This window comes from Streptomyces sp. NPDC055239 (assembly GCF_053606205.1).
In genome coordinates, this window is the sequence record NZ_JBSGRD010000005.1 from 116,016 (window position 1) to 133,254 (window position 17,239).

At 71.0% G+C, this 17,239-nt stretch carries 20 protein-coding genes; 14 read left to right on the forward strand and 6 right to left on the reverse strand.

What is annotated here, in order from left to right; translation table 11 throughout:
• Positions 1 to 61: 61 nt before the first annotated feature.
• Together ACWFRJ_RS18715 and ACWFRJ_RS18720 are read right to left on the reverse strand one after the other, a co-directional pair.
• Positions 62 to 751 (reverse strand): response regulator, encoded by a 690-nt coding sequence (locus ACWFRJ_RS18715; protein WP_453531495.1) that lies wholly within the window; start codon positions 749 to 751, stop codon positions 62 to 64.
• Positions 751 to 1,740 carry a HAMP domain-containing sensor histidine kinase gene (locus tag ACWFRJ_RS18720; RefSeq protein WP_453531498.1) on the reverse strand — a complete coding sequence of 330 codons (990 nt, stop codon included), beginning with the start codon at positions 1,738 to 1,740 and terminating at the stop codon, positions 751 to 753. Before ACWFRJ_RS18720 ends, ACWFRJ_RS18715 begins: the two co-directional genes overlap by 1 nt.
• A 327-nt stretch (positions 1,741 to 2,067) precedes the next feature.
• Between ACWFRJ_RS18720 and ACWFRJ_RS18725 the strand changes: the two genes are divergently transcribed.
• From ACWFRJ_RS18725 to ACWFRJ_RS18740, 4 genes are read left to right on the forward strand one after another with little or no spacing between them, the layout of a single operon-like run.
• Entirely contained in the window at positions 2,068 to 2,421 is a 354-nt protein-coding gene (locus ACWFRJ_RS18725; protein WP_453531501.1) for a TraR/DksA family transcriptional regulator, read from the forward strand.
• A 31-nt stretch (positions 2,422 to 2,452) separates the two neighbouring features.
• Positions 2,453 to 2,809, forward strand: coding sequence for a TraR/DksA family transcriptional regulator (locus ACWFRJ_RS18730; RefSeq protein WP_453531504.1), 357 nt, complete (start codon positions 2,453 to 2,455; stop codon positions 2,807 to 2,809).
• Positions 2,806 to 3,561: a rod shape-determining protein gene (locus ACWFRJ_RS18735; protein WP_453531507.1), complete on the forward strand. Its 756-nt coding sequence runs from the start codon at positions 2,806 to 2,808 to the stop codon at positions 3,559 to 3,561. The genes ACWFRJ_RS18730 and ACWFRJ_RS18735 overlap by 4 nt, the downstream gene beginning before the upstream one ends.
• A gap of 52 nt (positions 3,562 to 3,613) precedes the next feature.
• Entirely contained in the window at positions 3,614 to 4,219 is a 606-nt protein-coding gene (locus ACWFRJ_RS18740) for an Rv1733c family protein (RefSeq protein ID WP_453531510.1), read from the forward strand.
• Here ACWFRJ_RS18740 and ACWFRJ_RS18745 read toward each other — a convergent pair.
• The 3 genes from ACWFRJ_RS18745 to ku all read right to left on the reverse strand — a co-directional run bounded on the left by ACWFRJ_RS18745 (position 4,216) and on the right by ku (position 7,164).
• Complete coding sequence (locus ACWFRJ_RS18745) at positions 4,216 to 5,571, reverse strand: DUF1254 domain-containing protein (RefSeq protein ID WP_453531513.1); 1,356 nt, start codon at positions 5,569 to 5,571, stop codon at positions 4,216 to 4,218. The genes ACWFRJ_RS18740 and ACWFRJ_RS18745 overlap by 4 nt on opposite strands.
• Before the next feature lie 136 nt (positions 5,572 to 5,707).
• The gene (locus ACWFRJ_RS18750; RefSeq protein WP_453531516.1) at positions 5,708 to 5,995 is read right to left on the reverse strand and encodes a type B 50S ribosomal protein L31; all 288 of its coding nucleotides are present in this window, start codon (positions 5,993 to 5,995) and stop codon (positions 5,708 to 5,710) included.
• A 179-nt stretch (positions 5,996 to 6,174) separates the two neighbouring features.
• Positions 6,175 to 7,164, reverse strand: a complete 990-nt coding sequence (gene ku, locus ACWFRJ_RS18755; RefSeq protein WP_453531519.1) for a non-homologous end joining protein Ku — start codon at positions 7,162 to 7,164, stop codon at positions 6,175 to 6,177.
• A gap of 73 nt (positions 7,165 to 7,237) precedes the next feature.
• Here ku and ligD point away from each other — a divergent pair, with 73 nt between their 5' ends.
• The 3 genes from ligD (at position 7,238) to ACWFRJ_RS18770 (ending at position 9,522) form a co-directional block, all read left to right on the forward strand.
• On the forward strand, positions 7,238 to 8,140 hold the full coding sequence (gene ligD, locus ACWFRJ_RS18760; protein WP_453531522.1) for a non-homologous end-joining DNA ligase: 903 nt from the start codon (positions 7,238 to 7,240) through the stop codon (positions 8,138 to 8,140).
• A complete protein-coding gene (locus ACWFRJ_RS18765) occupies positions 8,137 to 9,027 on the forward strand; it encodes an ATP-dependent DNA ligase (RefSeq protein WP_453531525.1) in 891 nt (296 codons plus the stop codon). Before ligD ends, ACWFRJ_RS18765 begins: the two co-directional genes overlap by 4 nt.
• 66 nt (positions 9,028 to 9,093) lie before the next feature.
• Complete coding sequence (locus ACWFRJ_RS18770; protein WP_453531528.1) at positions 9,094 to 9,522, forward strand: nuclear transport factor 2 family protein; 429 nt, start codon at positions 9,094 to 9,096, stop codon at positions 9,520 to 9,522.
• A gap of 27 nt (positions 9,523 to 9,549) precedes the next feature.
• Here ACWFRJ_RS18770 and ACWFRJ_RS18775 read toward each other — a convergent pair whose 3' ends face one another.
• On the reverse strand, positions 9,550 to 10,353 hold the full coding sequence (locus ACWFRJ_RS18775) for a nuclease-related domain-containing protein (protein ID WP_453531531.1): 804 nt from the start codon (positions 10,351 to 10,353) through the stop codon (positions 9,550 to 9,552).
• 269 nt (positions 10,354 to 10,622) lie between these two features.
• On the opposite strand from ACWFRJ_RS18775, the gene ACWFRJ_RS18780 reads away from it, so the two are divergent.
• From ACWFRJ_RS18780 to ACWFRJ_RS18810, 7 genes are all read left to right on the forward strand, one after another.
• The gene (locus ACWFRJ_RS18780; protein WP_453531533.1) at positions 10,623 to 10,994 is read left to right on the forward strand and encodes a hypothetical protein; all 372 of its coding nucleotides are present in this window, start codon (positions 10,623 to 10,625) and stop codon (positions 10,992 to 10,994) included.
• Positions 10,995 to 11,073: 79 nt separating this feature from the next.
• On the forward strand, positions 11,074 to 11,697 hold the full coding sequence (locus ACWFRJ_RS18785; protein WP_453531536.1) for a class F sortase: 624 nt from the start codon (positions 11,074 to 11,076) through the stop codon (positions 11,695 to 11,697).
• Positions 11,698 to 11,739: 42 nt separating this feature from the next.
• The gene (locus ACWFRJ_RS18790; RefSeq protein WP_453531539.1) at positions 11,740 to 12,495 is read left to right on the forward strand and encodes a hypothetical protein; all 756 of its coding nucleotides are present in this window, start codon (positions 11,740 to 11,742) and stop codon (positions 12,493 to 12,495) included.
• The gene (locus ACWFRJ_RS18795; RefSeq protein WP_453531542.1) at positions 12,492 to 13,793 is read left to right on the forward strand and encodes an ATP-binding protein; all 1,302 of its coding nucleotides are present in this window, start codon (positions 12,492 to 12,494) and stop codon (positions 13,791 to 13,793) included. Before ACWFRJ_RS18790 ends, ACWFRJ_RS18795 begins: the two co-directional genes overlap by 4 nt.
• Before the next feature lie 153 nt (positions 13,794 to 13,946).
• Positions 13,947 to 14,330 carry an SH3 domain-containing protein gene (locus ACWFRJ_RS18800; protein WP_453531545.1) on the forward strand — a complete coding sequence of 128 codons (384 nt, stop codon included), beginning with the start codon at positions 13,947 to 13,949 and terminating at the stop codon, positions 14,328 to 14,330.
• Between the two features lie 63 nt (positions 14,331 to 14,393).
• Positions 14,394 to 15,782 carry an FtsW/RodA/SpoVE family cell cycle protein gene (locus tag ACWFRJ_RS18805; RefSeq protein WP_453531548.1) on the forward strand — a complete coding sequence of 463 codons (1,389 nt, stop codon included), beginning with the start codon at positions 14,394 to 14,396 and terminating at the stop codon, positions 15,780 to 15,782.
• The gene (locus tag ACWFRJ_RS18810; protein WP_453531551.1) at positions 15,779 to 17,239 is read left to right on the forward strand and encodes a penicillin-binding transpeptidase domain-containing protein; all 1,461 of its coding nucleotides are present in this window, start codon (positions 15,779 to 15,781) and stop codon (positions 17,237 to 17,239) included. Before ACWFRJ_RS18805 ends, ACWFRJ_RS18810 begins: the two co-directional genes overlap by 4 nt.

Below are 17,239 nucleotides of genomic sequence, written 5' to 3' on the forward strand. Positions count from 1 at the left end.
CTGATCGACCACGGCGTCTGATCGGCGGGATCCGGGCGGGATCCGACCCCCGTCCGGGTCCTCAGGGTTCGATGAGGCCCGCTCGGATCGCGTAGCGCGTGAGCTCCAGGCGGTTGCGCAGGCCCAGTTTGTGCAGCAGGTTCGCGCGGTGCCTGTGGACCGTCTTGATGCTGATGAAGAGCATCTCGGCGATCTCCTTGGAGGAGTGGCCCTCCGCCACGAGCTTGAGCACCTCCTCCTCGCGCGCCGTGAGGACCTGGTCGGGCGGCTCCTCGCCGTGGTGGACGCGGTCGAGGTAGTTGCGGATGAGGGCCGTGACCGCTCCCGGGTACAGGAACGGCTCGTCCCGCATCGCCGCTCGGCAGGCGGCCACCAGGTCCCGGTCGGCCACCGACTTCAGTACGTATCCGCTGGCGCCCGCCTTCAGCGCCTGGAAGAAGTACTGCTCGTTGTCGTGCATCGTCAGCATCAGGACGCGTACGCCCGGCTTCAGGGCGGCGAGTTCGCGTGCGGCCTGCAGGCCGGTCATCCGGGGCATCGCGATGTCCAGGACGGCCAGGTCGACCTCGTGCGTGCGGGCCAGGGCGACGGCCTCCGCGCCGTCGCCCGCCTCGGCGACGACCTCGAGGTCCCGCTCGCCGTCGAGGATCAGCCGTACTCCGCGACGTACCAGCGCGTGGTCGTCGGCGAGGAGGATGCGGGTCTTGTTCGACTGCGGCTTCGACTTCGACGTGTCGGCGGCTGTACTCATCAGTGCTTCCCGGGCGTGAGGGTGGGGGCGATGCGGTCAGGGGCGGGGGCCGGGAGCGGGACCGTCAGCCGGACCCGCGTACCGGTCCGCGCCTCCGACGTGACGTCCAGCGTCGCCCCGATGAACAGGGCCCGTTCCCGCATCCCGCGGATTCCCGCGCCCTCGTGCGCGACCCCGGTCCCGCGGCCGTCGTCCACGACGGTCAGCGCGACCGCGCCGTCGGTGCGGCAGAGGCTGAGCTCGACCTTGCCGGCATCGGCGTGGCGGGCCGCGTTGGTCAGTGCCTCCTGGGCCACCCGGTACAGGACGAGTTCCGCCTGCTCGTCGAGTGGCGGCAGGTCCGGGTCGTAACGGCGCACCACCCGCAGTCCGGCATGCGTGGCGAACTCGGTGGTCAGCGACGTCAGGGCGCTGATCAGACCGAGGTCGTCCAGTACGCCGGGGCGCAGCCTGCGCACCAGGCGGCGTACTTCGTCCAGGCTCCCCCGGGTGATCTCCTGCGCCTGCTGGAGCTCGCCGCGCAGGGGTTCGTCCGCCTCGTCCGACGCCCTCTTCAGGGCGAGCAGGACCGCGGTCATGGTCTGGCCGACCTCGTCGTGGAGTTCCTGGGCGATGCGGCGCCGCTCGGATTCCTGCGCGAGGAGGACGCGGGCGCTGCTGGCGGCCCGTTCCTGCTCGAGCCGCTCCAGCATGGCGTTGAAGGTGCGGATGAGCTCGGCGGTCTCGCCGCGGCCCTTTTCCGGCAGGCGGTGTCCTGGGCGCAGCAGGTCGACGGTGGTCATCAGGCGGGTGAGCCGTTCCAGCGGGGCGAGGCCGATCCGGAGCAGGGCCGCGTTGGCGACCAGCATGACGGCCATGCCGACCACGAGGATGACCGCCTCGGTGAGCACCACCGGGACGGACACCGTCACCGGCGCCCACAGCAGCAGCGCGGTGGCGCTTCCCAGCACTACCGCGTTGAGCGCGAAGATCCGCCAGAACAGGGACAACGGGTGGCGCCTTTCTCGTGCGTGCTTGCGTGCGTGCTCTCGTACGCGCGTGCGCTCGCTTGTTCTCGTACGCGCGTGATCTTGACCGGTTTGCCGTCAAGACTGCCCGTTTCCCTTCCGTCCGTCGATGGGGCCCAATGCCCATTTTCCGACTTCGGGCCGCCCACGCCGCAATGGGGTCCCGGGGACGTCAGAGATGGGTATCGCGCCCGATGGGTTTCGCGCGGCGTACCGGTGATGGTGGGGGCGAAAGCCTGTTGGAAATCCGTTGAAGGCCTGTTGGTCCGTTGAAGGCCTGTTGAAGGCCTGTTGAAGGAAGGGTCCGCCATGTCGCTCGACACCCGCACTCCCCCGGTCGAGGCCCGCCCCGAGCGTGTGACCCCGCGCGAGGCCCGCCGACTGCTGGAACACGAACGTGCCTCCCGGCTCACGCAGCTCCAGGCCATCGGCGATGCCAGGCAGGAGGCGCGGGCGGTGGAGGAGGCCGATGAGGCGCAGGTGATGGCGGCGCAGAAGGACACCATCGAGCGGGTGCTCATCGAGATCGAGGACGCGCTCGGCCGCGTCAAGGACGGCAGCTACGGAACCTGCCCGGGCTGCTCCAAGCCCATCCCCGTCGAGCGCCTGGAGATCCTGCCGTACACGCAGTTCTGTGTTCCCTGCCAGCGCAAGGTCGGCTGACCGGCGCACGCCGCGCCCGAGGGGTGAAGTGATGAACCATCAGCTCATCGACCTGTCGGCCGACGACCTCGCCGCGCTCCGCGAGAACCTGCACGAGCAGTTCCTGTTCCGCCGGGAACAACTGCAGCAGCTCTCCGCGTCCGCGATGACCCGCGCGGACACGCGCCTCGACCGGCACAGCGCCGCGAGGACCGAGGTCCGCGTCAAGCTCGCCGCCTCCGCCCGCATGGTCCTCGCCGACGTCGAGGCCGCGTTGGGGCGCATGGACAGCGGCGACTACGGCGCCTGCCACCTGTGCCGGCGGCCCATCGCCCGCGAGCGCCTGATGATCGTGCCGCAGGCCTGCTTCTGCGCCCGCTGCCAGCAGGTCCGAGGGGCCGACCGATGACCGGCATCGCCCTCGACCTGGGCAGCACGCGGACCCGTGCCTGGACGTCCGGACGCCGGATGATCCTCGACGTTCCCACGGTGACCTTCCACGGCGGCGGTGCCGTGTACCCCATCCGGCGCGGTGCCATCGTCGACACCCCCGGGACCGCCCGCATGCTCGACCGGCTGCTCGGCCACCGCCTGCCCCGCTTCGGCCGACCTCTGCTCATCCTGACGGCACCCGTACTGGGCGGCGTCGCCTACCGTGCCGAAGCCCGCGTCGCCGTCGAGGTCCTGCGTCCGCGCACCGTCCTGACCATCCCCACCGCACGAGCCGTGGCCGCCGCCGCGGACGCCGATCTGACCCGTCCCCTGCTCGTCGTGGACATCGGCGCGCACCTCACCGAGGTCGCGCTCCTCGCCGACGGCGCGGTGATCGACGCCCGCCACACCACCCTGGGAACGAGCGACGTGGACGACGTGACCTCGTCCCCGCCCGCCCCGATCATCGACTGTGTCGTCGCGATGGTGACCGCGATGCTCGAACAGGACCGCACGTCCCGGACCCTCGAAGCCCTCCGGCGAGGCGCGCTGCTCGCCGGTGGGGGCGCGCTGCTCCCCGACCTGAGCTACGGCCTCACCGGGCAACTGCACGCTCCCGTCCAGTTGGTGCCCGCCCCGCATACCGCCGCGGTGCGTGGCGCCGCGAAGCTTCTCCGGGCGGCGCGCGCCCATCCCTCCGCCACCGGAGGCACCGCGTACACCTACTAGGCCACCAGGCCCCGCCCCATCACCCGCGCTCACGCGCTCAAGGAGAGATCCCGTGGCCGGCCCCGTACCCCCGGCACAGCCGCCCCCGCGCAAACCGCACACCCTGTCGTGGCGCTGGCGTCGCAATCCAATGCGCCGCCCTACCGACCTCGTGCAGGCGTGGATCGCCGTCGGTCTGTTCCTCGCCGTCCTGATCGCCACCCCGGCCGCCGTCGTCCTGGTCGGCGACGCGGCCCGCCGGCACACCGAACAGACCGCCCGGCAGCAGGCCGAAACCCGGCACCGCACCGACGCCGTCCTCGTCCATGACGCGCCCCGGCACCCCAAGCCCTGGTCGGCAGAGGTGCAGAAGGCCCGGTACCCGGCCACCGTCCGCTTCACCGACCGCCACGGACACATCCGCACCGCGGAAGCGGACGTCGAACCCGCCCTGCCCGCCGGGAACACCGTCCCCGTATGGGTCAGCGACGAAGGAGAACTCACCGACCCGCCCCTGACCAAGGACGAGGTCCGCGACCACACCAAGGGCTACGTCGTCCTGACAGCCATCGCCGTCCCCCTCATCGGCACCGCCGCCTATGTCTGCGCGCACCGCAGGCTCGAGCGGCGCAACCTCGCCCAATGGGGAGCGGCCTGGGCCCGTACCGGAAGGCCCTAGCTCCGGCGGATCGGCGGCAGTTCGTACGTTCCGTCGAAGATCGCGGCGCGCGGTGTGTACATCCGCAGGACCGGGCGGAAGCGTCCGGCGGGGGTGGGCAGCCAGTTCGCGGCCGTCTTGTCGTCGGTGGGGCGTTGCGGCTGGAGGCGGAGGGTGAGGGAGCCGTCGTCGTCGTAGCTCAGGCCCGGGGTGCGGTCGCCGACGGAGTAGCGGTCGGCGGGGTTCGCTACCAGGTGCCGGTCCGGCAGGTCGTAGACCGTGACCGACCAGAACGCGTCCACGGGCGGCGGCTTCTCGAAGCGCAGGGTGTAGGACTGCTCGCCCTCCAGGGGGCTGCCGTCGCCGTCCTCCCACGCCATCGCGTACGCCGCTTCGTAGCCGTGCTTGCCCCAGAGCGCGGCGTGGGCCGTCGTGGCGCGCAGCATGCGGCCCAACTCCCTGTCGGCGCAGATCCATTGGGGGTTCTTCAGTGTGCCCACCTCAAAGTGGTCGGCGTTGTAGTCGAAGGCGTGGTAGCTGAGCTTCCAGCCGTTCTGCTCGGCGCTGTCCGCGTGGGTGGTGGAAGTCTGCTCGATCTTCTCTTTGCCCGCGGCGAACCCCGCGCGCAGCGCTTCGGCGAGGTCCGGGGCAGGCTGCGTGTAGGGGCTCTGTGCGTCCAACAGGCCCAGTCGGGCGAACCGTTGCTGGTACGTCAGGTCCGCCTGCGCGGGCGGGAAGGCCGCCATCCGGATCCGCAGCTTCTCGTAGAAGAGCAGTTCCGGTTCGTCGTCGGGGATGTACGTGTGGGTCGGCAGGCCGCGTGCCTCGCCGGAGGCCGTCCAGTACGGCTCCAGGAGTGTGTCCTCCTGGAGGGCTTGCACCGCCGCCACGTCGTCCTGCCCCGTGCAGGCCCACCGCCCGATGACCGTCGCCACCTCGGTCGGCGCGGCGATGCGGGTGGCGCCCAGCGGGACCTCCTCGTCCCAGCCGGGCGGCGTGAGGAGGTAGCTGGCCGCGCCGGTGCCGGTGGCGCGGCGGCCCACGTACGCGAAGTTGTTGGTCCACGCGTCCACGAACTGCAGGACGTAGTAGCGATCGCCGGTGTCCGGGACGGTCAGGAGCAGGGCGCCGCCGGACAGGTCAAGCTGAGCGATCGAGTAGACGGTGTCGTGGTTGGCGTCCGGGGAGGGGTCGGGGTCGTCGGGGCCCGCGAGCCTGGTGCCGTGGCTGAACTCGTTGAACGGCGCGGGGGCCACCGAGCCCATGCCCTTGCGGGAGAAGCGGTCGACTTCGTCGAGGTTGAGCACCATCGGGCAGCCGTAGATGTACGCCTCTGCCGCCAGCGCCTGGAGATCGATCGTGCCGTCGGTCATGCCCGCCGCCTTCTCGTGATCAAGCTCGTTCGTCGTTCGTGATCAACGTTGTACGGACATCGTCGGGCCGCCGTGGTCCTCCTGCCACTCCTGCGGGTTCTGCGGCGTGGCGCGGGCCGGGCGGGGGGGCTGCTCGTCACTCCGGTGTGGCCGGGGGGTCCTGATCGCCGTAGCGGCGTTCGAACTTGGCCACCTGGCCCTCGGAGTCCACCACTCGGGCCCTGCCGGTGTAGAAGGGGTGACTCTCGGAGGAGATTTCCACCTCCACCAGGGGGTACGTCTCGCCGTCGTCCCACTCGATGGTCTGGTCGCTCTCCGCTGTGGAGCGGGTGAGGAAGGCGTAGCCCGCGGAGCGGTCCCGGAAGACCACGGGGCGGTAGTTGTTGTCCTCGGCCTTGTCGCTGTTCTTCTTGTCCTGAGTCATTTCTCAAGGTTCGCCGGGTACGGGCGCGGGGGCGAGCCCGGGGGCTCCACGCGGGGGTATTTCAGGTACCGAACGGGCCTCTCCCACCCACCCGATTGCCGCGTGTCATCAGCGTGGGTGGGCGGAGTGGGCGGGGAGCGTGGGTGGATGGGTGCGGGGCAACATGGCCGAGAGTCGGCCTACGCCGAGGACGCCCGCTTCTTCGCGGGGGTCTTCTTCGCCGGGGACTTCTTCGCCGGCGTCTTCTTCGCCGTCGCCGTCGACGTCGACTTCTTCGGCTCCGCCTTCTTCGATGCCGAGGACTTCTTCGCCGTCGACTTCTTGCCCCCCACATCCTTCGGCGCCGCCGCAGTCCGCTTCAGCGGCGTCACCTTCGCCTCCCTCTCCCCCGTCTTCTTCGCCGCGCGCACGCTGTTCTCCAGCGCGGCCATCAAGTCGATCACCTTGCCCCCACCGTCCCCTTCGGCCTCCCCGGTCGGCTCCGCCGGGCTCGTGCCGTCGGTCTTGGCGGTGATGAGTTCCTCCACCGCCGTGCGGTAGTCGTCGTGGAGGGAGGACAGTTCGACCTCCCCCAGCGTGTTCATCAGGGCGTCCGCGAGGTCCAGCTCCGCGTCCCGCACCTTGACCCGGGAATCCGGGGCCACCCCGTCCGACGTACGGATCTCGTCCGGCCACAGCAGCCCGTGCATCGCGATCACGTCGTCCACCACCCGCAGCATTCCAAGACGCTCCCGCCCCCGCAGCGCGAACTTGGCCACCGCCACCTTCTCGCTCCGCTTCAGCGCCTCCCGCAGCAGCGTGTACGGCTTTGTCGCGGGCACCCCGTTGGCCGACAAGTAGTACGCCGTGTCCATCTGCATCGGATCGATCCGGTCCGCCGGCACGAAGGCGACGATCTCGATCGTCTTGGCCGTCGGAATCGGCAGGGCCGCCAGGTCCTCGTCCGTGATCGGGATGATCGAGCCGTCCACGTCCTCGTACCCCTTGCCGATCTCGGCGGACGTCACCTCCCGCTCCTCCAGCTCGCACACCTTGCGATAGCGGATCCGGCCCCCGTCCTCCGTATGGATCTGCCGGAAGGAGACCGAGTGGTTCTCGGTGGCGTTCACGAGCTTGATCGGGATGCTGACCAAGCCGAAGGAGATCGCACCGTTCCATATGGATCGCACGTCAGGCACCTCTCAGCAGCAGCCGAGCGTCGATATTCGGGTGGTTCGTCACCATTCGTGGGATTCTCATCGTATGACGCCGATCACCGACGTGGAGGGGCGGCGGCTGGCCCTCAGCAACCTCGACAAGGTTCTGTACACCGCGTCCGGCTTCACCAAGGGCGAGATGCTGCACTACTACGCCAGTACGGCCGGACCCCTTCTCACCCATCTCCGCAATCGGCCCCTCTCCTTCCTGCGCTTCCCCGACGGGCCGGACGGCCAGCACTTCTTCGCCAAGAACGTGCCGCCCGGCACCCCCACCTGGGTGCACACCGCCGAAGTACCGCGCTCACGCTCGGACGGAAACGCCCGGCAAGTCGTCGTGAACGATCTCGCCGGCCTGATGTGGGCCGCCAACCTCGTGACCGAGTTCCACACACCCCAGTGGCAGGCCGACGCCCCCGCTATGGCCGACCGGCTCGTCCTGGACCTGGACCCCGGCGCCCCAGCCACCATCGTCGAGTGCTGCCGTGCGGGCCTCTGGCTGCGCGAGCGCCTCCAGGCCGACGGCCTGCACGTCTACGCAAAGACCTCGGGTTCCAAGGGCCTGCATCTGCTCTGCCCCCTGGAGCCGACGCCCTCCGAGCAGGTCACCGCGTACGCGAAAGGCCTCGCCAAGGAGGCCGAGGCCGAGCTGCCCGACCTCGTCGTCCACCGCATGACGCGCAGCCTGCGCCCCGGCAAGGTCTTCGTCGACTTCAGCCAGAACGCCGCCGCGAAGACGACCGCCACTCCCTACACCCTCCGCGCCCGCCAGGAACCCACCGTCTCGACCCCCGTGACCTGGGAGGAGGTCGAGGCGTGCGGCACCCCGGCGGACCTCGTCTTCCTGGCCGGCGACATCGCTCCCCGCCTCAAGGAGTACGGGGATCTCCTGGGCCCGCTCACCGACCCGGACCGGGCCAGGCCCCTCCCCCGCACGGCCGTTTCATGATCACCCCGCCCCTCCGGGTCGCCCTCGCAGACTCCGTCACCGCGCTGCCGCAGGGCGGCGGCTGGGCCTACGAGCCCAAATTCGACGGCCACCGCCTGGTCGTCTTCGCCGACGGCCACCGCGTGCGGCTACAGGCCCGCTCGGGCCGTCTCGTCACCACCGCGTTCCCCGATCTCGCCGAGGCCGCGAAGCAGCTGCCCGCCGGGACCGTGCTCGACGGCGAGGTGGTCGTCTGGGCCGACGGCCGCATCGACTTCGGCGCCGTCCAGCAACGTGCCGCCGCCACCCGCTCGCACGCCACACGCCTCGCGCGCACGCTCCCCGCTTCGTACGCCGCCTTCGATCTGCTCGCCGAGCAGGGCGAGGACTGCCGCGCCCTGCCCTACGAGGAACGGCGCGCCCGCCTCGTACGCATCCTCGAACCACTCGGCCCACCGCTGCAGGCCGTACCGATGACGACCGACCGCGAAACGGCCCTGACCTGGTACGAGACCCTGCCCGCCACCGGCATCGAAGGTCTTGTGGTCAAGCGGCTCGACGGGGCCTACCGGGGTGCGGCGCGCGCGTGGCTGAAGCTGCGGCACAGCGACACCCGGGACGCTGTCGTGGTCGGGTTCACCGGGAGCAGGGGGCGCCCGCAGGCGCTCGTGCTCGTCCTGCCCGGGGACGGCACTCCCGTGGTGTCGTCCCCGCTCACCCCCGCGCTACGGACGGCGGCCGTCGCCGCGCTGCCCGAGGCGAAGGGCGAAGGGACCGCGATCGCCATCGGGATCGGCGAGGTCACCTATGCCGCCCTGCCGACGGAGCCGCCCGTGACGGTGGAGGTGCGGCAGAACACGACCCGGCACGCGACCGCCGTGGTCGTTCGCTTCCGTAATCAAGTTTGACTAGTAAGGGGATCGGGCATACCTTTCCTCGCGTAGCGAAGTAGTCAAACTTGATCAGGAGTGTGCATGACCGTTCTGCCCGAGACCGGATACGTCCCGACCGACGAGGACCGCGCGAGCCTGGCCGCCTGGTTCGCCGAGTACGACGCACACAGCGCGAAGCGCGATGTGGAGCGCATGGCCGACCTGGCCGTCTTCCCGCTCAACCTGGTCAGCGACGACTCCATGGGCGACGGGCGCTCCGCGCAGTGGGACCGCGAGCAGTTCGTCGCGACCATGACGCACGTGATGGGCGACGGGAGCGCGGACATCACCTTCGAGTCCACGCGCACGCCCGTCTTCCTCTCCCCCGCCATGGCCGTGGTCTTCACCGACTCGGTGATGACCGCGAACGGCGAGACGCAGCAGCTGCGGTACGCCGACATCCTGCTGAAGCGGGGCGGGGCCTGGGCGTTCCAGACCATGATCCAGGGCGGCTGGGGCGACAACCTCTGACGCCCCGGAGGCGAACACGGGGAAGGACTAGACCCTCAGCCACGTACGCCGGTCGCGCGCCATCGCGTGCAGCGCCTCGACATCGGCCGGTTTCAGTACGCCGCCGACGCTCGCGATGGCCGCCACCTCCACGTCGCGCACGATCCGCACGTCACGCGGCGGCCCTGTGACGTCGAGGTCCGTCGACCCGGAGAGTGCGAGGACCGGACGGATCTCGGCCGTCAGCGCGAAGGACGCCCGGTCCGCGTCGGCGCGGATCTCCCTCACGAGTGGACGCGGGTCCGCGCGGCCGACCGTCACCATCGGATCGGCGACGCGGACCCGCTGCTTGCGGGCGGCGAGCGTGTGCACGCTGAACAGACCGCCCGGGCCGATCAGGAGGTGGTGGATACGGGCGCCGCCCGGCAGCGGCACCGAGTGCAGCGTGTGCCAGCCCGCGCCTTCGAGGCCGTCGAGCACATCACCGATGGCCTGCTCGGCGACGAGCGCCCGCTGCCTCGGATCGGCGCGTAATCGGCGGGCGGGGGCCGGGTCACGGTCCAGGGCGATCAGGACGGCCTCGCCGGGGCGGTTCGGGGCCAGGTCGTCGTCCGGGTGGAGGGCGAGGCGGGCCAGCTCTGCGGGGGTGGGGACGGGCGGCGGGCCGACGGAGTAGCCACCGGTAAGGAAGGGGGCGAGGACCCGCAGGACCGCATCCCTGTGCTCCTCGCTCAGCAGATTCACGCGGGACGACTGCCTCTCGTACCACGCGAGGCTCCTGCCGTCCGCGAGGCAGACGTACAGCCGCTCCTGCCCGTGCCGCCAGGCCGGTATGACGCGCAATCCGCTCATGCACCATCACCCCACCGCCCATGGGAGCAGCAAGGACATGCCTGGGGCAAGAAGCTGTGCGGTGCGGACGGAAGCGCGGACGGAAGTTGAGCCATCCGTAACGGCACCGCCTCCACAGTTATGGCCCGCTGTTACATAGTCGACGAATCGCCGCAATGACGCACATCTAGCTTCAGAGGTGCCCCTTTCGCCGCTCCCCCGTGGCGACCAGCCGCCGACGCGCCGACCACTGGCCGTCAGCTGCTGACCGTCAGCCGTTAGGACCGCCCGTGAGCATCCGTCGCCGCCGCGCCATCCTGCGCACCGCCACACTCCGCACCGCCGCCCTGACCGCCGTCGCCGCAAGCGCGCTCCTCATGCCGGCCGTCTCCGCCGTGGCCGCCGCCCCGGACTCACCGGTGCACGGCGAAGCCACGAACGGCACGCGGGACACGCGGGACACGCAGGGCACGCAGGGCACGAAGAACCTCGCGCCCGTCGCGCCCGTCACCCAGGTCGCGCCCAAGGGAAGCGTCAAGGCGGGCACTGAAGGGTTCAACGGCGGCGACCCCGTGTTCATCGCCGCCGGTGGCGCCATGGCGGCGGCCGGTGCGGCCGGTCTCGGGTACTCGATGCTGCGCCGCGGCCGCACAGACGCCTGAGCCCCCCTCTCCCCCCCCTTTCCCCCACCCCGTCCTCCCCCGCAGCACGGCACCGCAAGGGCCACACTCAGGAGCCCCCGTGAGCACCCCCACCAAGCGCCGCCACCCCACCCGCATCGCAGCCGCCGCCGCTCTGACCGCCGCCCTCGGCGTCGGCCTGATCGCCTGCGGCCAGGGTTCCGGCGACCCCGCGCCCGACGTCAAGGTCGACAACGCCGCCGCCGCGCCCGCCGCCGACCCCCACGCCCCGCTGGAGAAGTCCCGGCCCACAGGCCTGCGGATACCCGCTGCCGGTGTCGACGCCACGTCGATGCTCGACCTCGGTCTGGGCGCGGACGGCGCGCTCGACGTGCCGCCCGCGGACAAGGCGAACGAGCCGGGCTGGTGGACCGGCGGCGTCACCCCGGGCGAGAAGGGGACGGCGGTCCTGGTCGCGCACTACGACACCGCTGAGGGGCCCGCGCTGATGAAGAACGTGGCAAAGGTGAGAATGGGGGACAAGATCGAGGTGCCGAGGGCGGACGGGAGTACCGCGACGTTCAAGGTGCGCGAGATCGAACAGGTGGACAAAAAGAACTTTCCCACCCATAAGGTGTACGGGGCGGCCGATCGACCCGAGCTGCGCCTGCTGACCTGCGGTGGCCCGATCAAGGACGGCCACCGCACCGACAACATCATTCTCTACGCCGACCTCGCGCCGTAGCCGAGCAGCCCCTGGGGCGCTCCGCCGGCAGGCAGGAGTGCAGTGCACCGCAGCCGTACAGCGCTCGCCGCGGGCCTCGTCGTGTCCGGGGTCCTGCTGGCCGGTGGCTGCGGCGACCCGGGTGAGCTGCGCAGCGCGGGATCGACGCCCACCGCGGAGGCGCCCACGCGCCTGTGGCCGAAGCTGCCGCCTCCATCAGCGCCCGCCGAGGACTACGGCACGATGGAGAGCGTGCCGGTCAAGGGCGTGGACGTACCGGGCGGGCACCTGCGCAAGGTGGATCCGGTCACCGTCGCCAAGGCCGATTTCGCCAAGAATCCGGGGATGTACAGCCGTTCGGACGCGGTCTACAAGGAGACCGCCCGGCAGCTGGACGCGTGCGACAGCGGCCACACCGGCGACGACGAGTGCCCGGTGCTCAACTCCTACTACCGCGATCTCACCGGCGACGGCAAGGACGACCTGATCGTCGGCATCCGGCTGGCGAAGGGGCACGCCGAGAACCTCGACATCCGCGCCTACGCCCTGGAGAAGGGGCAACTCACGCAGATCATGGAGATGGGGGACGCGGTGCTCGGCGTCGAGCTGGCCGGGCACGAGGTGATAGTCCGCGCCGTGTCCGGCATGCAGGGATACGAGTACCGCACGGTCTGGTCCTGGGACTCCCACCAGAAGACCATGCTGCCGACGACCGACGAGATCGTGCGTTCCCCGGACGCTCCGTCGGGCAAGCCGTCCCGCAAGCCCGAGCCCGCGGGCAGCGTCCGTCCCGCCCCCTCCCCGAGCGAGAGCCGATGAGCCACCGGCTGCCGCGCGGGCTCCGGCCCCCCGCCTGGACGGCGACGCTGACCTGGAAGGCCGCGGTCTTCATCACCGTCATGTGCTGCGCGCTCGCCGCGCTGCTCGGCGCGCTCGTCCATGTCTCGGTGACCAACCAGACCGTGGGCCAGGCCCGTAACCACGCCCTCACCCGGCTCGACGACGCCACCGAGGCGTACGAGGCGGGCGACGACCTCGGCCCCGACGCGGGGGTCGACCCGGCGGGCCTTCCCGTACGGCTGCGGCATCTCGCGGTGGGCGGGGAGCGCGGGACGATGGTCGACACCCAGGAGTCCCGGCCGACGATGTGGGCCGCCGGGCCCACCACGGACCGGCGCGCCATCGCCGTCCAGGTCGACTACTCCCAGGGCGCCCGCACCATCGACGGACTCGACCGGGCCATCCTCGGCTCGTCGGCGCTCGCGATCGGGGCGACGCTCCTGGTCGGGGCGTTCGCGGTGACGCGTGTGACGCGGCGCCTGCACCAGACGGCGAGGGTGGCGCGCCGGATCAGCACGGGCGACCTCGACGCCCGCGTGAACGACCCGCGCACCCGCGAGCCCGACCGCCGCCAGGACGAGGTGGCGGCGGTCTCCGGCGCCCTCGACACGATGGCGTCCTCGTTGCAGGGCAAGCTCCAGAGCGAGCAGCGGTTCACCGCGGACGTGGCGCACGAGCTGCGTACGCCGCTGACCGGTCTGCACGCGGCGGCCGAGCTGTTGCCGCCGGGGCGTCCCACGGAGCTGGTGCGCGACCGGGTCGCCGCCCTTCGCACCCTCACCGAGGACCTTCTGGAGATCTCCCGGCTCGACGCGAAGAGCGAGCGCGTCGACCTGGACGACCACCGTCTCGCCCCACTGGCCGAGCGCGCGGCGCGGGGTTCGGGAGTCGGTGCCGAACTGGTCGTCGTACGCGACGTCTGTGTGGTGACCGACCGGCGGCGCCTTGAGCGGGTGCTCGGGAATCTCATCGCCAACGCGGACAAGCACGGGCGGCGGCCCGTCGTCCTCACCGTCGACGGGCCGGTGGTCTCGGTGCGCGACCACGGCGACGGATACCCGGACTACCTGGTGGAACACGGGCCGCAGCGGTTCCGTACGGAGGGCACGTCCCGGGGGCACGGGCTCGGTCTGACGATCGCGCTCGGCCAGACGGCGGTCCTCGGCGGGCGGCTCACGTTCGAGAACGCGGCGGACGGCGGGGCGGTCGCGACGCTGACGCTGCCGTACGACGAGTCGGCTCAGAGCGATGCCGGAGACGCCGACGGGGCGGCTTGAGGGCACGTTCAGGGGCGCCTGACGCCGTGTGACCTTTTGCGCGCACAGCGTGCCGATTTTAATGTGAATTGCGGCCTATGCCCCGAGTTTCACGACCTTCAAGGCCTCAGGGCATCGACGTCGCATCGCATCCGCCTCCCAGAGGAGACCCCGATGTCCCTTCGGCCCACCGCGACCGGCACCCGGCTCGGCATACTCGTCGCCGGCAGCGCGCTCGCCGCCCTGACCCTCACCGCCCCCGCCGCCACCGCGGCCGACAACGCCAGCGCCAGCGCCAACGCCAGCGCCAACGCCAACCCGCGCATCTACAAGGGCCGCGTCACCGCCAAGAGCGGGCTGCTCCTTCGCACCGCCCCCACCCGGGGCAGCCGCGTGGTCCGCAGCGTGCCGTACGGCAGGGTCGTCTCCATCTACTGCAAGACGACCGGCGACTACGTGAGCAACAACAACCGCTGGTACCTGCTCACCAACGGCACCTGGGCATGGGGCGCCGCGCACTACATCTCCAACATCGGGCCCGCGCCGCGCTGGTGCTGACGCACCCCCAGCACACGGTGACATAAACGGACATCCGGGCCTATCGCTTGCTACGTTCCGGGCATGACCGGAACAGCAGCGGCGCCCCCGTCCGTACCCGCTGTCCGCGTACCCCGGCGCCGTGGCACCGAAGTCGCCCTGACCGTCATGGCCGTCCTGCTCTCGGTCTACGGCTACTGCGACGTCGGCCTCGCCAAGAACGGCACCGTCCCGCCCGGCGCCGCCGGTTACGGCGCCGGGCTCGGCGTGCTCGCGCTCCTGGCGCATCTCGCGGTCCGCTTCCGCGCCCCGTACGCCGATCCGCTGCTCCTGCCGATCGCCGTGCTCCTCAACGGCCTGGGCCTCGTCCTGATCTACCGGCTCGACCTGGAGACCCCCGGCGACGAGGCGGCGCTCACGCAACTCGTCTGGTCCACTGTCGGCGTGGCGCTCTTCATCGGCGTCGTGCTCATCCTGCGCGACCACAGGGTCCTCCAGCGGTACGCGTACATCTGCGTCGTCGCCGCCCTCGTCCTGATGATCGTGCCGATCTTCTTCCCTGCCGTGAACGGCGCCCGGATCTGGATCAGGGTCGGCGGATTCTCCATCCAGCCGGGCGAGTTCGCGAAGATCCTGCTCGCGATCTTCTTCGCCAGCTACCTGGCCGCCAACCGCAACGCGCTGGCCTACACCGGCCGTACGGTCTGGAGACTGACGAAGCTCCAGCTGCCGACCGGGCGCGTGCTCGGGCCCATCGTCGCCATCTGGCTGCTCAGCGTCGGGGTCCTCGTCCTCGAACGGGACCTCGGCACCTCACTGCTCTTCTTCGGGCTCTTCGTGGTCATGCTGTACGTCGCCACGGGGCGCACCGGGTGGATCGCGGTCGGCCTGGTGCTCGCCGGGGTCGGCGCGTTCGCGGTGGGCTCGCTCGAACCCCACGTACACAGCCGTGTCGAGGACTGGCTGCATCCCTTCGCCTCCATCGACGCGGGCGAGGGCCCCAACCAACTGGCTCAGTCCCTCTTCGCGTTCGCGGCAGGCGGGATGCTCGGGACCGGGCTCGGGGCCGGGCACTCCATCCTCATCGGTTTCGCCGCCAAGTCCGACTTCATCCTGGCGACGGCGGGCGAGGAGCTCGGCCTCGCGGGTCTCGCGGCGATCTTCCTCCTCTACGCGCTCCTGGTGGAGCGCGGCTACCGGGCCGGGCTCGCCCTGCGGGACTCCTTCGGACGGCTGCTCGCGGTGGGGCTCGCCTCGATCGTCGCGCTCCAGGTGTTCGTGATCGCGGGCGGAGTGAGCGGGCTCATTCCGCTGACCGGTATGGCGATGCCCTTCCTGGCGCAGGGCGGTTCGTCGGTCGTCACCAACTGGATCATCGTGGCGCTGCTCATCCGGATCAGCGATTCGGCGCGCGGCCAGCTCACGGGGCCCTTGAATGCAGGGCCCCTGAAGCCCCGGAAGGAGGACGCGTGACCCGGTACATCCGCCATGCCGCCGCGTTCTGCGCGCTGCTCCTGATCGCCCTGCTCGTGAACGCGACCCGCGTCCAGGTCGTCCAGGCCGGGCGTTTCGACGACAACCCCGCCAACCGCCGCCAGGCCATCACCCGCTTCGGTCAGCCGCGCGGCGACATCATGGTCGACGGCCGCCCGGTCACCGGGTCCAAGGACACCGGGGAGCAGCTCCGCTACGAACGGACGTACACGAACGGCCCGTTGTACGCACCGGTGACCGGTTACGCCTCGCAGGTCTACGGCACCACCCTCCTGGAGAACGCCGAGGACGACATCCTCTCCGGCACCGATCCGATGCTGGCGCCGCTCCCGCTGTGGAACGACATCAGCCGTACCCAGAACCCGGGCGGCCAGGTGCGGACCACGATCAAGGCGGCGGCGCAGCAGGCCGCGTACGCCGGGCTCGGCGGCAAGAAGGGGGCGGTGGCCGCGATCGAGCCGTCGACGGGGAAGATCCTCGCCCTGGTCAGCACCCCTTCGTACGATCCCGGGCGGCTCTCCGGCACCAGTGGGTCGGTGGCGGAGTCCTGGGCCTCGCTGAACGGCAGCTCGAGCAAGCCGATGCTGAACCGGGCGATCCGCCAGACGTACCCGCCGGGCTCCACGTTCAAGGTGGTGACGGCCGCGGCGGCGCTCGACGCGGGCACGGTCACGGACCTGGACGCCGCCACCAAGTCCCCCAACCCCTACACGCTGCCCGGCACGAGCACGCAGCTGACGAACGAGGTCGACGGCTGCACGAACGCACCCCTGCGCTACGCCTTCGAGTGGTCCTGCAACACGGTCTTCGCCAAGCTGGGCGCGGACACCGGCCTGAGCGACATGCTGGGCACGGCACGGAACTTCGGCTTCAACGACACCGGCCTGAAGATCCCCTCGTCGGTGGCGGCGAGCAACTTCGACACGTCGATGGACGACGCGCAGCTCGCGCTCTCCTCGATCGGCCAGTACGACACGAGGGCGACGCCGCTGCAGATGGCGATGGTGTCGGCGGCGGTGGCCAACGGCGGCCAGGTCGAGTCCCCGCACCTGGTGGACGAGACCACGACCGACGACGGCGACGTGGTGGAGAGCACCGGCGCCGAATCCCTCCACCAGGCGATGAACCCGGCCACGGCGATGCAGCTGCGGGAGCTGATGACGGACGTGGTGGAGGAAGGAACGGGCGGCAACGCGGCGATCCCCGGCGCGACGGTCGGCGGCAAGACGGGCACGGCACAGCACGGCATCGACAACTCCGGCACGCCGTACGCCTGGTTCATCTCCTGGGCCCAGAAATCCGGCGAAGGACAGCCGTCGGTGGCGGTGGCGGTGGTGGTCGAGGACGCGGCGGCGGACCGGGGCGACATCAGCGGCGGCGGGAGCGCGGCGCCGGTGGCGAAGGCGGTGATGGAGGCGGTGCTCGGGGGGTCGTAG

Bases quoted from the DNA above. Each gene is read 5' to 3' on its own strand.
- ACWFRJ_RS18735 (WP_453531507.1), top strand. From the start codon at position 2,806: ATGACCGGCATCGCCCTCGACCTGGGCAGCACGCGGACCCGTGCCTGG.
- ACWFRJ_RS18795 (WP_453531542.1), top strand. From the start codon at position 12,492: ATGAGCCACCGGCTGCCGCGCGGGCTCCGGCCCCCCGCCTGGACGGCG.
- ACWFRJ_RS18765 (WP_453531525.1), top strand. From the start codon at position 8,137: ATGATCACCCCGCCCCTCCGGGTCGCCCTCGCAGACTCCGTCACCGCG.
- ligD (WP_453531522.1), top strand. From the start codon at position 7,238: ATGACGCCGATCACCGACGTGGAGGGGCGGCGGCTGGCCCTCAGCAAC.
- ACWFRJ_RS18770 (WP_453531528.1), top strand. From the start codon at position 9,094: ATGACCGTTCTGCCCGAGACCGGATACGTCCCGACCGACGAGGACCGC.
- ACWFRJ_RS18775 (WP_453531531.1), bottom strand. From the start codon at position 10,353: ATGAGCGGATTGCGCGTCATACCGGCCTGGCGGCACGGGCAGGAGCGG.
- ACWFRJ_RS18730 (WP_453531504.1), top strand. From the start codon at position 2,453: ATGAACCATCAGCTCATCGACCTGTCGGCCGACGACCTCGCCGCGCTC.
- ACWFRJ_RS18745 (WP_453531513.1), bottom strand. From the start codon at position 5,571: ATGACCGACGGCACGATCGATCTCCAGGCGCTGGCGGCAGAGGCGTAC.
- ACWFRJ_RS18805 (WP_453531548.1), top strand. From the start codon at position 14,394: ATGACCGGAACAGCAGCGGCGCCCCCGTCCGTACCCGCTGTCCGCGTA.
- ACWFRJ_RS18800 (WP_453531545.1), top strand. From the start codon at position 13,947: ATGTCCCTTCGGCCCACCGCGACCGGCACCCGGCTCGGCATACTCGTC.
- ACWFRJ_RS18715 (WP_453531495.1), bottom strand. From the start codon at position 751: ATGAGTACAGCCGCCGACACGTCGAAGTCGAAGCCGCAGTCGAACAAG.
- ACWFRJ_RS18725 (WP_453531501.1), top strand. From the start codon at position 2,068: ATGTCGCTCGACACCCGCACTCCCCCGGTCGAGGCCCGCCCCGAGCGT.
- ACWFRJ_RS18750 (WP_453531516.1), bottom strand. From the start codon at position 5,995: ATGACTCAGGACAAGAAGAACAGCGACAAGGCCGAGGACAACAACTAC.